Here is a 17,772-nt window from a genome sequence, read left to right as displayed (position 1 = left end):
TCATCGTCAGCCTCTTTTTTATTGGTTTTTTCCAGCTTGAATGCCCTTACACCATGGTATACTCTGAGAACAAACGCGATAAGGCTTGACTGTAAAATGGTCAGGATCAGTGACCAGCGAGGAGAATAAATTCATGGCACGTGGGGTAAATAAAGTCATCTTGGTAGGAAACCTGGGCACTGACCCGGAAGTGCGATATATGCCACAAGGCGGAGCAGTCGCCAATCTAAGCATTGCAACCTCAGAAAGCTGGAAAGACAAAAACACCGGTGAGATGAAAGAACAAACCGAATGGCACCGCGTGGTGATCTATCAGCGCTTAGCTGAAATTGCCGGTGAGTACCTGCGCAAAGGCTCAAAAGTCTATTTGGAAGGCAAGCTGAAAACCCGTAAATGGACCGATAAAGACAACATTGAACGCTATACCACCGAAATCGTCGCCAGTGAGATGCAAATGCTGGATGGACGCAATGAAGGACAGGGTATGAGCGGTGGTTATCAGGGCCAACAGCAGGCACCTGCCCAATCACGAGCTCCACAGCAAGCAGTGGCGCCACAACAAAGCAACTTTCAGCAGCAAGCACCTGCCGGTGGCTACCAGCAGAACCCCCAAAGCAGTTACCAGCAAAGTCAGCCGGCTCAGCGTCCACCGAATCAGCAACAACGTCCACCAATGGAACCGCCTATCGACTTTGATGATGATATTCCGTTCTGATCCCATTGTTATTCAGGGTCCCCACCTCCTGTTTGGGACCCTGTGCCGTAAGCTGGGCATCATCCTTGGTGCCCTCTGCTACCTTTTAAGCTTACCGCTCGTTGCGGTTCCCCAAAGCGATTCACTGCAACACTTTTTCCTTGAGCAATGGACCACCCGTGATGGTCTGCCACACAATACCATCAACAGCATCGAGCAGACCGATGATGGCTATTTATGGTTTGCCACCTGGGAAGGGATCGCCCGTTTTAATGGTCGCAGCTTTACACTGTTTGACCGCAGCGCCAGCACCGGCTTGCCTGACTCAGGTATTTTTGCTTTGCACGCAACCAGCGCTAATACACTTATCGCAGGGGGCTCACGAGGCGGCCTCGTTCGCTACCAAAACAATCAATGGACCCCCCTGCCTGTTGCTGGCGCTTTAGTTCGGGCAGTGTTGCAAGATCAGCAACAACGTTTGTGGATAGCAACCGAAAGTGCTGGTCTCTGGCGCCAAGAACCCGATGGTCAGCGATACCGGATTAGCGGCAGCAGTGGTTTGAACTATGAAGCCATGTATAGCCTGGCGGAGGGCCCGCAGGGCAGAGTGTGGGTGGGTTCATCCGAAGGGCTTTTCCTTGTTCGGGATAATCATGTCAGGCATTTCCAAACAGCCGATGGCTTACCGCCCGGCCCGGCATTTAGCATTGCACTCGATGCTCAAGAGCAAACCATCGTTGCAACAGAGCAGGGTGTCTTTATTGGTAATGAGCAACAAGGATTTCAGCCATTACATCCTGAACTCACCATGGCTGCATCGGCCTTGTTGGTCGAAGGTGATACGCTGTGGATTGGTACCCTGAGTGATGGCTTATTTCGTTACAATCCCGCTGGGTTGGAAGCCTTGGGCACTGACAGCAACAAACCAGCCAACCGGATCCTTGCATTGCGCAAAGATAATGAGGGCAGCTTGTGGGTAGGCACCAATGGCGGTTTATTCCGTCTACGCAATGCCCCATTTACCTCGATTACCACACAACATGGTCTTGCCGATAATTTTGTTCGGGCCGTGCTGCCACTGGCGGACGGCTCGGTGCTGGCAGGCACCAGCCGCGGTGTTGCCCAGATTCGCAATCAATTGGCAGTCCCTTTTGACCACCCAGAGCCTTTTTTACGCGAATCCATCCTTAGTATGGCAGAAGATCAGGCTGGTCAACTCTGGTTTGGCAGCTATGCCTACGGGCTGCTAGCCATTGCACCTGATGGCAGCAGTCGTTTGTTTGATCGAAACGACGGACTTTGGACCAATGAGGTGCGCTCCATCCTGCCCGCAGCAGATGGCAGTCTTTGGATTGGCACTTCGCGAGGATTAAACCGTTGGTATCAGGGCCAAATGGAACGGCTGGATATGGAATCAGGCCTACCCGGCAATTACATTATGGCACTGTATCAAAGCAGTGATGGTCGCATCTGGATTGGGACCGGAACCGGCGTCGCTTTCTGGCAGGATGGTGACATCCATACACTGAACTTATTCAGTCAGGATGGTGCGGAGTTTGCTTTTGGTTTCCTCGAGCTGCCACAACAGCAGTTTTTATGGATGGCAACAGACCGGGGCTTAGTTCGCTATGATCTGAATAGTGGAGCTCTTAGCATCATCGGCCGTGGCGCCGGGCTGCCATTTGATAAATATTTCCAGGTGGTCGCCGATAAGCAAAACAACCTGTGGCTCACCAGTAACCGCGGCATTCTGCAGTTCTCACTGCAGGATGCCCTAGCTGTGCTGAACAACCAAAAGTCTCGCCTACCCTTCGAGCATTTCTCCGAAGGCGATGGCATGCTAAGCGCCCAGGCCAATGGTGGATCAAATCCTGCCGCAGCCCTGCACCCGGATGGCTCAATCTGGGTAGCAACCGCCGGTGGCGTAGTATTTTCTCATCCTGAGCGACTCAGCAGCTTTTCATCTTTTATACCCCCTGTGGTGATCGAACAGATCCGGGTAGATGGCGAGCTGCAGCAGCTGGTTGGCCCCCTAAAACTTGCCGCAGGCACCCAGCGAATTGAGTTACACTATGCTGGCCTTGGGTTCGTTTTGCCTCAACATATTCAGTACCGCACCCGTTTGATTGGCTTTGACAACGACTGGGTTGAGCGCGAGCAACAACCTTATGCCGAGTTGACCAATCTGGCTCCTGGTCATTACACCTTTGAAGTGATTGCTGCTTACCCGGGTGGAGCCTGGAGTGAAACATCCGCTTCTTTTAGTTTCCATATTGCGCCCCATCTATGGCAGCGACCTGGATTCTGGCTGTTGATGTTGGCGTTGCTATCACTTGCTTTGCTGTTGCTGTTTCGAATGCGCCTGCGTCGGCTGGAGCTGGCTGCCCTCGAGTTAAAGCGCCAGGTCGCGGAGAAAACGGCTCAATTGCAATTAAAAGCGGACCACCTGGAGCAGACCAACACTGAAAAGTCCGGCTTGCTTGAGCAGCTTCGACTGCAATCAGAAGCCTTCGCCAAACAAGCAAGGCAAGATCCTTTGACAGGCTTAGCCAATCGCCGGGTTTTTGACGAAGTACTGCTGCAAGAATTTAATCGCGCCAAACGACACCAGCACCCGTTATGCCTGGCACTGATCGATATCGACTTCTTTAAACAGGTCAATGATCGCTGGTCGCACTCGGTCGGTGATGAAGTACTCATTCGGGTTGGCCGCAGCTTGCAGCAACAGTGCCGAAACACAGATACCGTATCACGTTGGGGTGGTGAAGAGTTTGCCTTGCTGTTGCCTGAAACCGGTTTACCTGAAGTTCTCCAGCTGTGTGAGCGTTTACGCAGCCAGATCAGCCAGCTTGATTTTTCCGATATTGCTAGTGACCTTCGTATCACTGTCAGCATCGGTGTCGCCGAGTGCCAGGATAGTACGAAGGCCGATCGTTTACTTGGCCTGGCCGATAAAGCCCTGTATCAGGCCAAAGCAAAAGGCCGTAATCAGGTCTGCGTCAGTCACGCACAGAACAAAATCTAACGTCAGCACTCTTGCTGTTTCAACCCTTGCAATACCAAAGCAGCAAAATCATCTGCCGGCAAAGGCCTGGAAAATAGATAGCCCTGAAACTCATCGCAACCAATCTGTTTAAGAAAATCATGCTGTGCCTGATGCTCAACGCCTTCAGCCAACACTTCAAAGCCCAGGGTGTGCGCCAAAGTGATAATGGCTTTGCAAATTTCAGCATCTTGCTGATGCTCTGGCAATTGATCAATAAAGCTCTTATCAATCTTTAGTACATCCAGCGGCAAGGCTTTCAGATACGCCAACGAAGAGTAACCGGTACCAAAATCGTCAATCGCCAGACGGATGCCTAGTTGCTTTAACTGCTGCAGTAAACCGATTGCATCAGCATGCTGAGTGATCAAAGCACTTTCGGTCATTTCCAGCTCCAGTAACGAAGCTTCAAAGCCTGTGCTAAGCAGGGTATCAGCGATATGCTGCGCCAAACCCTCACGTTGAAACTGGTGAGCAGAAACATTCACAGCAATGCGCAAATTACCTAGCCCAAGTTGCTGCCAAAGCACTCCTTGCCGGCAGCTTTGCTGAATCACCCAAAGGCCAATGTCATGAATCAACCCCGTCTGCTCAGCGATAGGAATAAAGCGGTTTGGCCCAATCAGCCCTTCAACCGGATCTTGCCAACGGATTAGCGCCTCAGCGCCAACAATTTGTCCTGTTGCAAGTTGCACCTGCGGCTGGTAATAGAGTTCCAGCTGCTGCTCTAAGATCGCAGCTCTTAGACGGGATTCCAGCATAAGCCGCTCTCTGGCACTTTGTGTTAAGCCGTCAGTATAGTAAGCACTATTATTGCGCCCTTCACTCTTTGCCTTATACAAGGCGGCATCCGCGCCTTGGAGCAAGGCTTCTGCACTTTGCTCATGCAGCGGATACAAACTAATACCTGCACTGGCGCTTAACTTTACCTCCATACCATTGCTTAAGGTCCAGATACGGTGAATGCATTGCAGCAACTTATTGGCTACCCGGGCAGCATCTTCAGGCTGAGCTATATCATCAATCTGCACCGCATATTCATCCCCACCCAACCGAGCCAGGTAGTCAGCAGGTCGCAACACAGCTTTCAATTGTTGGGTGAGTTGTTGCAACAGCTCATCACCAATACTGTGGCCATAGCTGTCATTGATATTCTTAAAATGATCCACATCCAAAATAATCACGGCAATCAGCTGGGTCCGCCGCTCCGCCCGCTCAATGGTCTGCGTTAACTGGCGAACAAAGGACGCTCTGTTCGGCAAATCGGTCAGCGCATCATGGTGTGCAAGATAGGCGACCTGCTGCTCGTGTTTCTTTTGTTCCGTCAGATCAATATCGATGCAATACATCTGCGGCGGCTTGTCTGGCAATTGTACAAAGGCATGTGAAGAAAACACCGTCACCAGACTACCATCCTTTCGCTTCAGCATTAGCTCCGCTGAGGGAATGGGTCGCCCCGTTGTCATCATGTGATCAATGGCCGCTTTGACATCATTTGCCATCGTGGCCGGAATAATCAAATCCAGCAGATTTTTACCCAAGGCCTCTTTAGGCGTATAACCATAGATGCGCTCACTGGCACGGTTCCAGTAAATGGTGGTACCGTCCACCTCATAGCCCTGTATAGAAATAGCGGCCTCACTATCCAGCAAGGCCTGAAACTTTAAGTTAGCAGCCCGCAGCTCGTTCTCAATGCTTTTTAAATCATCAATGTCTTCAATAATTGAAATATAAAAAGGTTGGCCAAAGGCCGGGTTATCCACTTTTCGCACCCCCAGTCGGCACCAGATATAGCGACCGTCTTTATGACGATAACGCTTTTCCATGCTGTACTCACGTCGTACGCCGGTTTTTAACTGCTCTAGCTGGGTGATATCCTTGGATAAGTCTTCTGGATGGCTGATCTGTTGGAATGTCATTGCCTGTAATTCCAACTGGCTATAACCCAACATTTGCTGCAAGCGATCATTGGTCCTAAGCCACTGCCCAGACAGGCTAACGTGTGCAATCCCAACATTGGCCAGCTCAAACGTTTGCTCAAACAACTGCCTGACCTGGGCCGATTGGTTTTCTGCAGATTGCCGCTGCTTCAGCAACAACCAGGCCAGAAGCGCAGTAAAGCCGACATAGAGCCAGCCTTTATAGGTCTGATACTGACTGTATAATTCTGGATCCGAGACAATAACGCCAAGCAAATAGTCACTGCTGCTAATCCAAAACACACCAAAAGCGAGATAGAGCAAAGCGCCAAACCAAGGCCGCTGGCTGAGTTGGCCAGTACCGTTTACCTGACTTCCATTGGTAGACCATTGCATGCTTCACGCTTCCTTTTTCCATGCCGATGGTACCCTGGTCATCTCAAGATGCAGGCTTCAGCATCCTGAGATGACCAGGGTATACACCTAGCTTCTGATACAAATCAGCCAGTTAAGCATAGACTATATTTAGCAAAGGGGCAGATGAAGCAAAAAAAGTATGCCAGCCCTTGCGGGCCGGCAATCATTCAGAATGAATAGACTAAAGTCAGTGAGGTTTGCGTATCGGTACGCTTTTTATCCACCGGCACATCGGTGTCATTTTGCACAGTAAAAGCTGCTTTCATTTGCATACGGCCATTGATACGTGCCGTTAGCGAGGTTTCCGCACTGGTTCTGGTATTGTCATCACCATACTCAACGGTCAGGTCTTGGCGGAACTTGGCATTCTCACTGATTTGCCAACGATAAATAGCACCTGCCCGAGCCAGAAAACCGCTTTCCGTTTCACCCAGCGAGGTTCTGCCACGGGAATAACCCGGACCAATCTCGACGTTCAGGCTGTGATCCGCTAAGTCCAGCAAGCGCGTACCATAACCGACTGCAAGTGTAGAATATTTCCGATAAGCACCGAACTTATCGTCCGTATGCCGAGCCAGCGCGAACAAGGTGTCATGCTCAGTTTCCAGCTTAAACGCGCTCTTCACAGAAGCACTAAAGCGCTCTGCCGTACGCTCGCGTTCGGAGCTACCATCGGCCAATCGCCTTTTGTCTTCTTTAAAAAAGGCGCTAAAGAGATACTCGTTGTCAAAACGCTCCAACCGTTGCAGCGAATTCAGCCGGCCGGTAATGGAAGTCCCTTCGGTATTGCCCGAAGTGGTAATGGCTCCAAGCTCAGCAGACGATGTCCACCCCAGTTCTTCTGCCTGACTATGAAAACCTGCAACCACCAACATCATGGCAGCTGCAGTCATCGAATACTTCATTAGTTCTCCTGCTTGTTGGAATGAAGGTGCACATCCATTTGCGGAAACGGAATCCCTATGCCCTGCTCATCAAAGGTCAATTTCACCTTTTCCAAAGTGTCCCAGTAAACACCCCAATAATCGGCTGCATTAACCCAGGGCCGAACCAGAATGTTGACCGAAGAATCCGCCAGCTCACCAATCGCGATAACCGGAGCAGGCTCAGCTAAGACTCGCTCATCAGCTGCCAGGATATCCGCCAGAATCTGCTTGGCTTTGCGTAAATCCGAATCGTAACTGATGCCAATCACTAAATCCACCCGACGGGTTGGCTCAGCAGAGAAGTTAGTGATGGCGCCACCCGTAATTTGCGCATTGGGGATAAGCACTTTTTTGTTATCAGGTGTTTTTAGTATGGTCTGAAAAATCTCTATCTTATCCACAGTCCCCATCACACCACCAGCATCAATAAAGTGCCCTGCTTTGAAGGGACGGAAAATGATGATCAAAACACCGGACGCAAAGTTTGCCAGGGAGCCTTGCAACGCCAGGCCAACCGCCAAACCGGCAGCACCCAAAATAGCAATGAAGGAAGTGGTTTGCACGCCGATATGCGACAGTGCCATCAACAAGACGGCAATCATAATCAGGGTATAAACAATGCTTCCGAGGAAGCTGACCACAGCCTTATCGATTGAGCGTCCAAGTAAGGCCCGCTCCATAACACCGGTTATGCCTTTGGCAATCCATCGACCAATCACAAAGATCACCAAAGCAAACACAATGCTAATCAGATGGTGGTACACCACCTCCTGATTTTCCGTGACAAAATTCGTTACTTCATCCATAAACGTCTCCAGCAGGTTTTTGTTAATTACCGCAGAATAATAGCACAAGCTTTATCAGCTCAAATTGCAATGTACCTGATCCATGGATATTTTTCCTATGCAGGAAAAAAAATTTGGTACCCGGCGTTATTTTCGCTAAAATACCGGCCACACAAAGTGGTGACTGTAGCTCAGTTGGTAGAGCCCCGGATTGTGATTCCGGTTGTCGTGGGTTCGAGCCCCATCAGTCACCCCACTTCTCTTCTTTTATTTCCAGCCCAATTTACGCTAAGCTTGACACTCTAAGAGCAAGACGGTTTTTTTAATGCTAAGTTTGCAAGCCTTGCAGCAACAACTGGAGCAACAGCAAGCGCCACTGGAAAGCTGGAATCCTCCCTTTTGTGGAGATATGGCGCTACGCATTGCCCAGGATGGTCAGTGGCTGTATCAGAATAGTCCGATTGGCCGCTTGCCTCTGGTTAAGTTATTCGCTTCCGTACTGGTCAAAGAGGGTCAGGAGTACTTCCTGAAAACGCCGGTGGAAAAAGTACGTATTCAGGTCGAAGATGTGCCTTTTCTTATCCACAGCTGGCATTGGCAAGAAACCTCTGCCGGCCTGGCACTGATTGCGATTACCAATCTGGGTGATCAGCTCATTATTAGCCATCAACATCCTATCCAATTGCAGGCATATCAAGAGCAACAGGTGCCCTACATAGGGTTATGGCGTGGTTTAGAAGCAAGGTTGAGTCGCAATGTCTATTACCAATGGATAGAACAGGCTCAGCAATGCAAGCAAGCTAATCCCAACCAGCTGTGGCTGCAAAGTGCCGACTATCGATTTTTACTCGGAGAGCTGTGAGTCATTTTAAAAGCTGAACCCTGCCAACATAAGTGATACTGTAACAAAAACACCGACTTAAACAGTCAAATGCCGCTATTTGTCGCATTCATCTTGCTGTGAGTAAAAATACTGCCAGATTAAGAGTTGTCCTTATAAGTCATTCTGGAGTCACCATGTTACGTCCAACTCTACTAGCGGCTGGTGTGTTACTTGCCTGTAACTCAGTCCAGGCAGCAACCTTCATTCATGCCGGTAAGCTTATCACTGCGGAAGATAACCGGATCCTGAATAACCAGACCATTGTTATTGAAAATGGCATCATTCAGCGCGTTGAAGCAGGATTTCTGTCGCCAGCTGCGACTGATACCCTGATAGATTTGCGCCAGCATACGGTGATGCCCGGCTTGATGGACATGCATACGCACTTCTCAACTCAGATCAGCGCCACCTCCTATGCCGAAGGTTTTCGGATGAATGAAGCTGATTACGCCTTGCGCGGAGCCACATTTGCCAATAAAACGCTGTTATCCGGCTTTACCACAGTACGAGAGCTTGGTGACAGTCATCATGTAAGCGTGGCATTAAAAAACGCCATCGCCAATGGTTATGTGCAAGGGCCCCGTATCTTCGCTGCAGGTAAGTCGCTTGCCACCACCGGTGGTCATGCCGATCCAACCAATGGCATTTCCTTTCGTCGCATGGGCGATCCCGGGCCAGTCGAAGGCGTGATAAATAGCCCCGAAGAAGCACGTAAAGCTGTGCGTCAACGCTACAAAGAAGGCTCTGACTTAATCAAAATTACTGCCACAGGTGGCGTCCTAAGTGTGGCGGCCAGTGGTATGAATGCTCAATTTACTGAAGAAGAAATTAAGGCCGTGGTCGCAACAGCACGTGATTACGGCTTTAAGGTGGCGGCGCATGCGCATGGTAAAGAAGGCATGGAGCGAGCCATACGAGCCGGTGTGGACTCGATTGAGCATGGTACTTACATGGACGATGCCACCATGGCTTTGATGAAACAACACGGTACATACTATGTACCAACCATCAGTGCCGGTAAGTTTGTCGCTGATATGGCGGTAATGCCGGGTTTCTTCCCTGAGCTGGTGCGCCCCAAAGCGCTAGAGATTGGTCCCTTAATCCAGGATACCTTTGCCAGGGCATGGCAAGCCGGCGTTAAAATTGCCTTTGGTACCGATGCCGGGGTTGGCCCACACGGCGACAACTGGAAAGAATTTGTTTACATGACGGAAGCAGGCATGCCGGCCATTGAAGCCATTCGCTCCGCCACTTACCACGGCGCCCAGTTACTTGGCCTGAGCGATGAACTGGGTACCGTTACTGCAGGTAAAAAAGCCGACTTGGTGGCAGTACCTGGAAATCCACTTGAAAATATCGAGCTGATGGGGCAAGTCAGCTTTGTGATGAAGGATGGTGTTATTTACAAGCAATAGCTTACAGCCCCACCAGCATAGCGTGCTGGTGGGGTGAAAGGCCACCCTTGAAGCATATGCTCACAAAACAAGCAAACTACCGTCAACATATATTACACATCAGAGGACGCGCAACTGTAAAAATATGATTTTAAAAAGATATTAATGCGGCATACATGTTGCATAATCCCGCGGACTTTAAAGGGAGTAGCGCATGAAATTTAACAAATACATCTTATCAATGACCATTCTTACCGCCGTCGGTAGTACCCCAGCCATCGCAAATATTATCAACTTTGATATTTCTACCGATGCATCTGTGCATTTTCATGGTGAAATTGCTGATTGGGATTCAAACAGCGGCACCACTGATAGTCAAGCGATAGCCGAAATCATGAATCTGTATGAAACCCCCACTTCAGCTACGGCACGTTCAGAGGGCAATGACACCGGAAAATTCTTCCTGCAAGGGGATGCCCTGCATAATGGTGCGTGGTTTGGAGTAGAGAGCAGTCTAGTGCAAAACCTGATATTTCAGAATCAGACAGGCATGGATCAGTCCTATCATTTCAACTTTACCATTGAGCAAGGTATGCTGGCACTTTTTGGCGCCTTGCTGCCAGAGGATAACCCCCATCCCAGTCACTCTGTGGAAGCATCCTATCAAGCCACTATCCTAGTAAACGGTCAAAGCATCTGGACTAGCCAGGCATGGCTTCATAGCACTGCAGACGGCTTATCTCTCACCACTGAAGGGACCGTTCTTGCTGCAACTTTGGAGCAAACACTGCTGGATGATAGCTGGCTGGCACAAGCATATCGCTGGGATGCACAAAGCTTTCAGCTTAACCTCGGCCAGTTGGCGGCAGGTGAAAGTTTCGAGCTGAGTTATCAGGTAAGTGCCTATGTAGGCGGGCGTCCGGCATCTGCCAGCTGCCAGGATTGGCAATGCGGTGGCTATTACTATTTTGGCGATCCTTTTACCTTTGCTGGTGCCATGTTAAATGAAAGCAATTTCCGCACCGCCAATCAGGAACCTACTCCGGTGACTGCACCGGCAACTTTTGGCTCGATGGTACTGGGTCTATTGGCATTAACCCGACTGCGTCGCCGTCGCCAGTAAACACATTAAATCAAGGCTTTACTACTCTGTTGGTAAAGCCTTGTTTAGTTAGACGCAAGAGCCCGATACTGCGCCAGCAGTTTCTCGACATCAGCCAGAATGAAATCCTTTAAGTCCACTTCGGCTTTTTCACGGATCTTATCCAACTGACGAATATGCGCTTTTTCGTGTTGCTTACGGGCTTTATGGGTTGGCATATCCTTGACTACTTCATACATCTGGCAGATCCCAGGATACTCAGTCACCGGATCGGCTTTGTCAGCAAGTTCCAGGTGATCCAGCAGAACCCAAACCCGCAAAGCGCCTTCTGATAATTCGCATTGCTCGGATTGCATGGCCCGACTAATCAACACAATGCTATCAATCAGATATTGGTTTTTCTTATGCTTGGCCTGTGCTTGCTGTTGGTTTTGCACCTTGACCAGCAACAACAAGCGTCCGGCATAAAACGCCAAACCGGCAATAATGGCTGCTCCAGCCAACAACAGACTCCACCACAACCAACTCATCCATTTTCCTCATCATCATCGGATAACAACTGGGCACGCCAGTCGGTACGTTCAAACTCAGCCAAGGGATCAAGCGGCTCCTCATCCTCGGCCAGTCCCAGTTGCTGCAATAGTTGTTCGTAGCGCTCGGTCATTCGGTTAAAGTACTTGGCATCTTTGCCTGTGAGTACCTCTTCGCGCTCTACCCGCTCTAGCAGCTGTTGCAAATACGAGTCTTGCTCCAGTTTTGCCAGCTCTTGCTCTGGTGTTAAGGTCGCAGCCGTAACTACCTTAGCAACCGACGCTTTCGGTTGGATCGGCTTTAACAGCGGTTGTGCATCTGCAACATCCTCTGGCAATAGCGGCACTGGCTTTTTACTGCCCAGGCGAGGGTCCTTGTTACCACTGTTGCCTGAAGGCTCTGCTGCTTTACGCAGTAACTGTGAATTGCGTTGGCCCGGCTTGCCGCCAGCACCAGACTTTTTGCTTTCTTCTTTACGCTCGCGCTGCTTACGAACTTCTGCAGCAGGTAAAAAGCGTGGGCCATTATCGCCACTATTGCGAGTCTTCTTTTGACGTGTCATGTTTTGCTACCTGGTAAGCGCTTTTGGCAGAACGCTGCTAAAGCCGCTGATTGATGGGCTTTATTTTAACACATCCTCAGGGGATGCAAGGATAGTGGTGCGAAGAATTATGAATAAAGAAAAGGCGATAAGTTGCCTTATCGCCTCTGCCAGGTGTCTAAAGTGGACACTTCTTTCATCTGCTGCAGTCATAATGACCTAATTGGACAGCGCGTCCGAATGGTCCCTGGTATTGTTATGTAATATCCCTATGCAGCTTTTTTTGTTAGTGATCATCCTGATACTTTCTGTGTCATCCATGGATAGCGCACGAACATCGCAGCGATGTTGTATTCGTCGTCGCACTTACTGAGCTTTCCGTGCCATCAGTTCCATTTTTTCGACGCGTTACTTAATGTAACGAAGTGTTAATGTACGCCAATTTCAGCAGATAACAACCCCTTGTTGGAAAAAAATCCACTGTATTTGGAAGGCCATTCATTAACCGCTATTAAATCAGGCTATTAGCTGCATAACCATGCAACCAACCCATCTAGCGCCTTGCAGGCCAATGGCAAATCTCTTACGGCGATTGTGAGATATATCTCACAATCATTGCGCTAGAAAGACAAAAAAACCAGCCGGTTGGCTGGTTTTTAGTAGCAAACAGATACCAGGCTTAGTGCAAACCACCAAGATACAAGGACACCATTTCAATATCTTCATCTGTCATTTTACGGGCGATATCCCGCATCATACCATTCATATCATTGGCACGGGCACCGCTACGAAACTCTTTTAAGGTTTCGATCAGGTAAGGCGCATGCTGGAAAGAGATGCGCGGAAAGCCTGACAAACTGGTACCGGCGCCTCGCGGACCATGGCAAGCAATACAGGCTGGAATACCACGTTCAGCATCGCCACCTCGGTAAAGTTGCTGACCACGCTCCAACGCATGTTCCGGGGTCGTACCGGCCGACATGCTTTGCGAGGCAAAGTAAGCGGACAGGTCACGCATATCCTGATCAGACAGACCTGCTACCATACCGAACATGATCGCATTGCTGCGGCCCCGTTCACCACCAGTTTGCATGGCCAGCTTGTAATCCTGCAACTGCTTGTATAAATACTCGGCATGCTGACCGGCAATTTTCGGATAGATATCCATAGGGCTGTTGCCATCGGTGCCATGACAGGCAACACAAGTGGTTGCTTTTTCCTTACCGGCCGCCGCATCGCCATCAAATGCATGGGCCGCCCCTATCATGCTGAATAACAGCGTAAGTGGCAGTACAAGTCTTTTCATGTTGTTTCCGTCTCTGTCCGCATTTAGTCGCCAGCTGGGTGGCACCATAGTTATTGCTAAGTTGTTTCAGCTGCTTATTTTACACGATTCTGTCTAATATAAAATCCCATCTATACAGCATTTGCTTCTTCCGATCCATCCGATCCGTTACAATGAGGCATTGGAACCCAAAAAACAGCCTGAGCACGATTTGTCTAGCCCACTCTAATCTGTGGTGAAAACCTTTGCTCAGGCTTGATTTAAACTGACTGGAGTTTGCTGTGAGCACCCCGACCATCAATTATCAACAAGCCACCTTCCTGACCAGCGCGCCGGATATTCGGGCGTTGCCATCGGATGAGGGCATTGAAGTCGCCTTTGCAGGCCGCTCCAATGCCGGTAAGTCCAGCGCCCTTAATGCCCTGACACGCCAAAAAAGCCTTGCCCGCACCAGTAAGACACCTGGCCGCACTCAGCTGATCAATGTATTTCAACTGAATGAGCAGCAACGGCTGATTGACTTGCCCGGTTATGGTTTTGCCAAAGTGCCGCTGGCAGTAAAAGAGAAATGGCAGCGCTCACTCAGTGAATATCTGCAAAAACGCAATAGCCTGAAAGGTCTGATTGTACTGATGGATATTCGCCACCCACTAAAAGATTTGGATCAGGATTTGATTCACTGGGCTGTGGCCAGCGAACTGCCGGTGCGTTTATTGCTGACCAAAGCCGACAAATTAAACCCCGGGCCACGTAAAAAAGCCTTATTGGAAGTCACGGAAGCCGCGCTGGCTTTTATGGGTGATGTGCAGGTACAGGTTTTTAGTTCATTAAGCAAGCAGGGCTTACCCGAACTGGAACAAGCGCTGACCCAATGGTTTTGTCCGGATCAAGCTCAGGACTGAGCCTAAAAAAACGGCCTCACAGTGGAGGCCGGTATAGCAAACGGGGAGAAGCTATTAGTTCAAATCAACAGGGTGTCTCAATCTTTGAGACTGTGTAATGATACTACAAAAAAATACAGGTTTGAAGTATTTACTCTAAAAATCACCAAAAAATTTGCCGTGATCAAATACCGCCAAAAACAAAAAAAACGCCCCACTGCAAGCAGTGGGGCGGCTAATAGTAAGCCTACTTTCCGGTTAGAACGAAGTTCTGACACTGAAAGATAGAACATCTTACCTCTGTACCCTACATTTTCTATACTAGCGTGCACTGCTAAAAAATCAAGCGAATTTGGTAAAAAAACTACAAAAAATCTTGTTTAGTGATTTACAGCCACCAATTGGTAATAAAATTACCAGTTGGTGGCAAGTTGAAGTAGGCGCAAGTTAGTGCGCTTGCTGCCAGTTATCACCAAAGCCCGCTTCAGCCAACAAAGGCACGTCCAGACTAGCGGCTTGCTCCATTACAGCAGCCAGCTCACGTGCAGCGGTTTCGATTTGCTCGTTGGCCACTTCAAACACCAATTCATCGTGTACTTGCATAATCATCACCGCCTGCAACTCGCAGTGTTGCTTTAGGTAGCTAGCGACATCGATCATCGCCCGTTTAATGATATCGGCAGCCGTTCCCTGCATCGGCGCATTGATGGCTGCCCGCTCAGCTGCTTTTTTCCGGGCCATATTGCGGGCATTGATTTCCGGCAGATACAACCGACGTCCAAAAATGGTTTCAACAAACCCCTGCTCATGCGCCTGCTTTCGGGTCCGTTCCATATAAGCCAACACCCCCGGGAAGCGCTCAAAATAGCGATCGACGTATTGCTGCGCTTCCTGGCGTCCGATATCCAATTGGCGTGCCAGGCCAAACGCCGACATGCCATAAATCAGGCCAAAGTTCACCGCCTTGGCACGGCGGCGTTGCTCGGATGTCACTTCAGCCAAAGGCACCGCAAACACCTCGGCTGCTGTCGCTTTATGGATATCAAGCCCAGCCGCAAAAGCATCCAGCAGCGCCTTATCACCGGATAAATGTGCCATGATGCGCAGTTCAATCTGCGAGTAATCGATGGCCAGGATCTTCTTACCCTTAGGCGCAATAAAGGCATGACGGATGCGACGGCCTTCTTCGCTACGAATCGGAATATTCTGTAAGTTTGGCTCAGTTGAGCTGAGCCGGCCGGTCGCTGCGACCGCTTGATGGTAAGACGTATGCACCCGTCCCGAAGATTTAATCATCTTTGGCAGCTTATCGGTGTACGTGGATTTCAGCTTACTCAGCATGCGGTGCTCCATCAACAAGCGCGGCAACTCGTAATCATGCGCAAGCTCCTGCAGCACTTCTTCGGCGGTTGATGGTGTCCCTTTCGGGGTTTTCTTTAATACCGGCAACTGCTGCTGCTCAAACAAAATCTGTTGCAGCTGTTTGGGTGAAGCCAGGTTAAATTCCTGCCCTGCCAGCTGATGCGCCTGTTGCTCCAACTCAGCCAGGCGGCTACCCAATTGTTGGCTCTGCTGCTTCAGCAAGCTGGCATCGATCAAAACACCATGCCGTTCCATCGCTGATAAAATTGGAACCAGCGGCATTTCAATGTCCTGCAACACCCTAACCAGGGTTGAGGTTTGCTGCAGCTGGGGCCATAAGGTCTGGTGCAGACGCAGTGTTACATCGGCATCTTCGGCCGCGTAACGGCTGGCTTGCTCCAGCTCGATCTGATTAAACGTGAGTTGTTTGACTCCTTTGCCGGCTATGTCGGTAAAGCTAATGGTATTGTGGCCCAGATACTTCAGCGCCAGATTGTCCATATCGTGGCGGGAGCCCACACTGTTCAGCACATAGGATTCCAGCATGGTATCAAAGGCAATACCTCGCAAGGCAATGTCATAGCGCGCCAGTACACTCTGGTCGTATTTCAGATTCTGACCAACTTTGGCTTTGCTGGCATCTTCCAACCACGGTTTCAAACGGGCCAGCACCCACGTTTTGTCCAATTGGGCAGGCGCGTCCAGATAATCGTGCGCCAGCGGCACATACCAGGCTTTGCCAGGCTCGGTTGCAAAAGATAAACCTACCAGCTGTGCTTCCATATAATCCAGGCTGGTGGTTTCGGTATCCAAAGCAGTCAGCTGACTGCGATCTAGCTCATTCATGAGCTGCTCAAAGGCTTGTTCACTGAGCACTGTCTGATAGCCCGATTGGTCCAGGCTTGCTGCCACGATTTGCCCTTGCTGATCTTCCTGCTCCAATGCAGCGGCATCTACCCTAGTTTCAGCTGACTCAGTCTCTGTGCTAAGCAATTCTTTTAACCAGCGATTAAACTCACAGGCTTTATACAGTTCCGCTAAAGCGGTGGTATCCACTGGCTGTATGGCTAAATCAGCGAGTTGATAGGGTAATTCGACATCGGTTTTAATGGTTGCCAGCTGATACGACAACTCTACCTGAGCTTGGTGCGCTAATAACTTCTCGGCCATAGTTTTGGCACCACGGAAACCGAGTTCAGCCAACTTCTCCGATTGAGCCAGCAAAGCGGAAACCCCACCAATACCCTGCAACATAGCAGTGGCAGTTTTATCACCGACACCAGGCAAACCAGGAATATTGTCTGACTTATCACCAACCAGGGCCAGATAATCAATAATCAGCTCCGGAGGCACGCCAAACTTAGCTTCTACTCCGGCCGGATCCAGCACGGTATCGGTCATGGTGTTGATTAGGGTGACGTGCTGATCGACCAGTTGTGCCATATCCTTATCGCCCGTCGAGATCACCGTTTCCCGCCCGGACGCGCTGGCCGCACGGGCTAAAGTGCCAATCACATCATCCGCTTCCACGCCAGACACGCACAGCAGCGGCAAGCCCATAGCACGGATGATTTGATGCAATGGCACTATCTGGCTACGCAAATCATCCGGCATTGGCGGCCGGTGGGCTTTGTATTCAGCATAGAGCTCATTGCGGAAAGTAGGCCCCTTGGCATCAAACACAACTGCCATCTGCTCGGGCTGGTAGCGCTTGAGCAAGCTTTTAAGCATATTGACTACACCGTAAATAGCACCCGTTGCTTCTCCTTTGGAATTAGTCAGGTGAGGCGGAGCATGGTAGGCGCGAAATAAATACGATGAACCATCAACTAAAACAAGTGGAGTATCCGGGTGTGAAGCCATAGTGCATCCTGTACTTTTACCAAGTGGTTTTCATACTGAAGCAGGAATGATACTACAGGCCGTCCGAACGACCTAGCCGGGATCACGGGGAAGTGGAAACCCAACCACTCAATCCAGGCAAGCTGTGGATAACTTTGTGCAAAAAA

Annotated in this window: 13 protein-coding genes and 1 tRNA gene; 7 read left to right on the top strand and 7 right to left on the bottom strand. The window is 49.9% G+C overall.

The annotated features are described in order from the left end of the window. Window positions 1–133 precede the first annotated feature (133 nt). Together ssb and JJU14_RS05955 are read left to right on the top strand one after the other, a co-directional pair. Window positions 134–715 (top strand): single-stranded DNA-binding protein, encoded by a 582-nt coding sequence (gene ssb / locus JJU14_RS05960; RefSeq protein WP_228611682.1) that lies wholly within the window; start codon window positions 134–136, stop codon window positions 713–715. Then, the gene (locus JJU14_RS05955) at window positions 696–3,719 is read left to right on the top strand and encodes a ligand-binding sensor domain-containing diguanylate cyclase (RefSeq protein ID WP_228611681.1); all 3,024 of its coding nucleotides are present in this window, start codon (window positions 696–698) and stop codon (window positions 3,717–3,719) included. The genes ssb and JJU14_RS05955 overlap by 20 nt, the downstream gene beginning before the upstream one ends. 2 nt (window positions 3,720–3,721) lie before the next feature. On the opposite strand, the gene JJU14_RS05950 is transcribed toward JJU14_RS05955, so the two are convergent. The 3 genes from JJU14_RS05950 to JJU14_RS05940 all read right to left on the bottom strand — a co-directional run bounded on the left by JJU14_RS05950 (window position 3,722) and on the right by JJU14_RS05940 (window position 7,805). Next, the gene (locus tag JJU14_RS05950; protein ID WP_228611680.1) at window positions 3,722–6,052 is read right to left on the bottom strand and encodes an EAL domain-containing protein; all 2,331 of its coding nucleotides are present in this window, start codon (window positions 6,050–6,052) and stop codon (window positions 3,722–3,724) included. 188 nt (window positions 6,053–6,240) lie between these two features. Further along, window positions 6,241–6,978: a YdiY family protein gene (locus JJU14_RS05945; RefSeq protein WP_228611679.1), complete on the bottom strand. Its 738-nt coding sequence runs from the start codon at window positions 6,976–6,978 to the stop codon at window positions 6,241–6,243. Beyond that, window positions 6,978–7,805, bottom strand: a complete 828-nt coding sequence (locus JJU14_RS05940) for a mechanosensitive ion channel domain-containing protein (protein ID WP_228611678.1) — start codon at window positions 7,803–7,805, stop codon at window positions 6,978–6,980. The genes JJU14_RS05945 and JJU14_RS05940 overlap by 1 nt, the downstream gene beginning before the upstream one ends. 159 nt (window positions 7,806–7,964) lie before the next feature. On the opposite strand from JJU14_RS05940, the gene JJU14_RS05935 reads away from it, so the two are divergent. From JJU14_RS05935 to JJU14_RS05920, 4 genes are all read left to right on the top strand, one after another. Next, window positions 7,965–8,040, top strand: a tRNA-His gene (locus JJU14_RS05935). A gap of 69 nt (window positions 8,041–8,109) precedes the next feature. Further along, entirely contained in the window at window positions 8,110–8,646 is a 537-nt protein-coding gene (locus JJU14_RS05930) for a DUF1285 domain-containing protein (protein ID WP_228611677.1), read from the top strand. Window positions 8,647–8,801: 155 nt separating this feature from the next. Further along, window positions 8,802–10,082, top strand: a complete 1,281-nt coding sequence (locus tag JJU14_RS05925) for an amidohydrolase family protein (protein ID WP_228611676.1) — start codon at window positions 8,802–8,804, stop codon at window positions 10,080–10,082. A 193-nt stretch (window positions 10,083–10,275) separates the two neighbouring features. Continuing rightward, window positions 10,276–11,184 (top strand): hypothetical protein, encoded by a 909-nt coding sequence (locus JJU14_RS05920; RefSeq protein ID WP_228611675.1) that lies wholly within the window; start codon window positions 10,276–10,278, stop codon window positions 11,182–11,184. Window positions 11,185–11,228: 44 nt separating this feature from the next. Here JJU14_RS05920 and JJU14_RS05915 read toward each other — a convergent pair whose 3' ends face one another. The 3 genes from JJU14_RS05915 to JJU14_RS05905 form a co-directional block, all read right to left on the bottom strand. After that, window positions 11,229–11,693 carry a DUF2489 domain-containing protein gene (locus tag JJU14_RS05915; RefSeq protein ID WP_228611674.1) on the bottom strand — a complete coding sequence of 155 codons (465 nt, stop codon included), beginning with the start codon at window positions 11,691–11,693 and terminating at the stop codon, window positions 11,229–11,231. Next, complete coding sequence (gene yihI / locus JJU14_RS05910; protein WP_228611673.1) at window positions 11,690–12,256, bottom strand: Der GTPase-activating protein YihI; 567 nt, start codon at window positions 12,254–12,256, stop codon at window positions 11,690–11,692. The genes JJU14_RS05915 and yihI overlap by 4 nt, the downstream gene beginning before the upstream one ends. Before the next feature lie 658 nt (window positions 12,257–12,914). Then, window positions 12,915–13,541, bottom strand: coding sequence for a c-type cytochrome (locus tag JJU14_RS05905; RefSeq protein ID WP_091342994.1), 627 nt, complete (start codon window positions 13,539–13,541; stop codon window positions 12,915–12,917). A gap of 260 nt (window positions 13,542–13,801) precedes the next feature. Here JJU14_RS05905 and yihA point away from each other — a divergent pair, with 260 nt between their 5' ends. After that, window positions 13,802–14,422: a ribosome biogenesis GTP-binding protein YihA/YsxC gene (yihA, locus tag JJU14_RS05900; protein ID WP_228611672.1), complete on the top strand. Its 621-nt coding sequence runs from the start codon at window positions 13,802–13,804 to the stop codon at window positions 14,420–14,422. 426 nt (window positions 14,423–14,848) lie between these two features. Here yihA and polA read toward each other — a convergent pair whose 3' ends face one another. Continuing rightward, window positions 14,849–17,626 carry a DNA polymerase I gene (gene polA / locus JJU14_RS05895; RefSeq protein WP_228611671.1) on the bottom strand — a complete coding sequence of 926 codons (2,778 nt, stop codon included), beginning with the start codon at window positions 17,624–17,626 and terminating at the stop codon, window positions 14,849–14,851. Window positions 17,627–17,772: the final 146 nt, after the last annotated feature.

Source organism: Alkalimonas sp., from assembly GCF_020831925.1.
Taxonomy (GTDB): domain Bacteria; phylum Pseudomonadota; class Gammaproteobacteria; order Enterobacterales; family Alteromonadaceae; genus Alkalimonas.
The sequence above is the reverse complement of the archived record's forward strand: the minus strand, read 5'-3'. Positions and strand labels throughout refer to the sequence as shown.

Bases quoted from the DNA above. Each gene is read 5' to 3' on its own strand.
- JJU14_RS05950 (WP_228611680.1), bottom strand. From the start codon at position 6,052: ATGCAATGGTCTACCAATGGAAGTCAGGTAAACGGTACTGGCCAACTC.
- ssb (WP_228611682.1), top strand. From the start codon at position 134: ATGGCACGTGGGGTAAATAAAGTCATCTTGGTAGGAAACCTGGGCACT.
- JJU14_RS05920 (WP_228611675.1), top strand. From the start codon at position 10,276: ATGAAATTTAACAAATACATCTTATCAATGACCATTCTTACCGCCGTC.
- JJU14_RS05905 (WP_091342994.1), bottom strand. From the start codon at position 13,541: ATGAAAAGACTTGTACTGCCACTTACGCTGTTATTCAGCATGATAGGG.
- yihI (WP_228611673.1), bottom strand. From the start codon at position 12,256: ATGACACGTCAAAAGAAGACTCGCAATAGTGGCGATAATGGCCCACGC.
- JJU14_RS05915 (WP_228611674.1), bottom strand. From the start codon at position 11,693: ATGAGTTGGTTGTGGTGGAGTCTGTTGTTGGCTGGAGCAGCCATTATT.
- JJU14_RS05945 (WP_228611679.1), bottom strand. From the start codon at position 6,978: ATGAAGTATTCGATGACTGCAGCTGCCATGATGTTGGTGGTTGCAGGT.
- polA (WP_228611671.1), bottom strand. From the start codon at position 17,626: ATGGCTTCACACCCGGATACTCCACTTGTTTTAGTTGATGGTTCATCG.
- JJU14_RS05940 (WP_228611678.1), bottom strand. From the start codon at position 7,805: ATGGATGAAGTAACGAATTTTGTCACGGAAAATCAGGAGGTGGTGTAC.
- JJU14_RS05930 (WP_228611677.1), top strand. From the start codon at position 8,110: ATGCTAAGTTTGCAAGCCTTGCAGCAACAACTGGAGCAACAGCAAGCG.
- JJU14_RS05955 (WP_228611681.1), top strand. From the start codon at position 696: ATGATGATATTCCGTTCTGATCCCATTGTTATTCAGGGTCCCCACCTC.
- JJU14_RS05925 (WP_228611676.1), top strand. From the start codon at position 8,802: ATGTTACGTCCAACTCTACTAGCGGCTGGTGTGTTACTTGCCTGTAAC.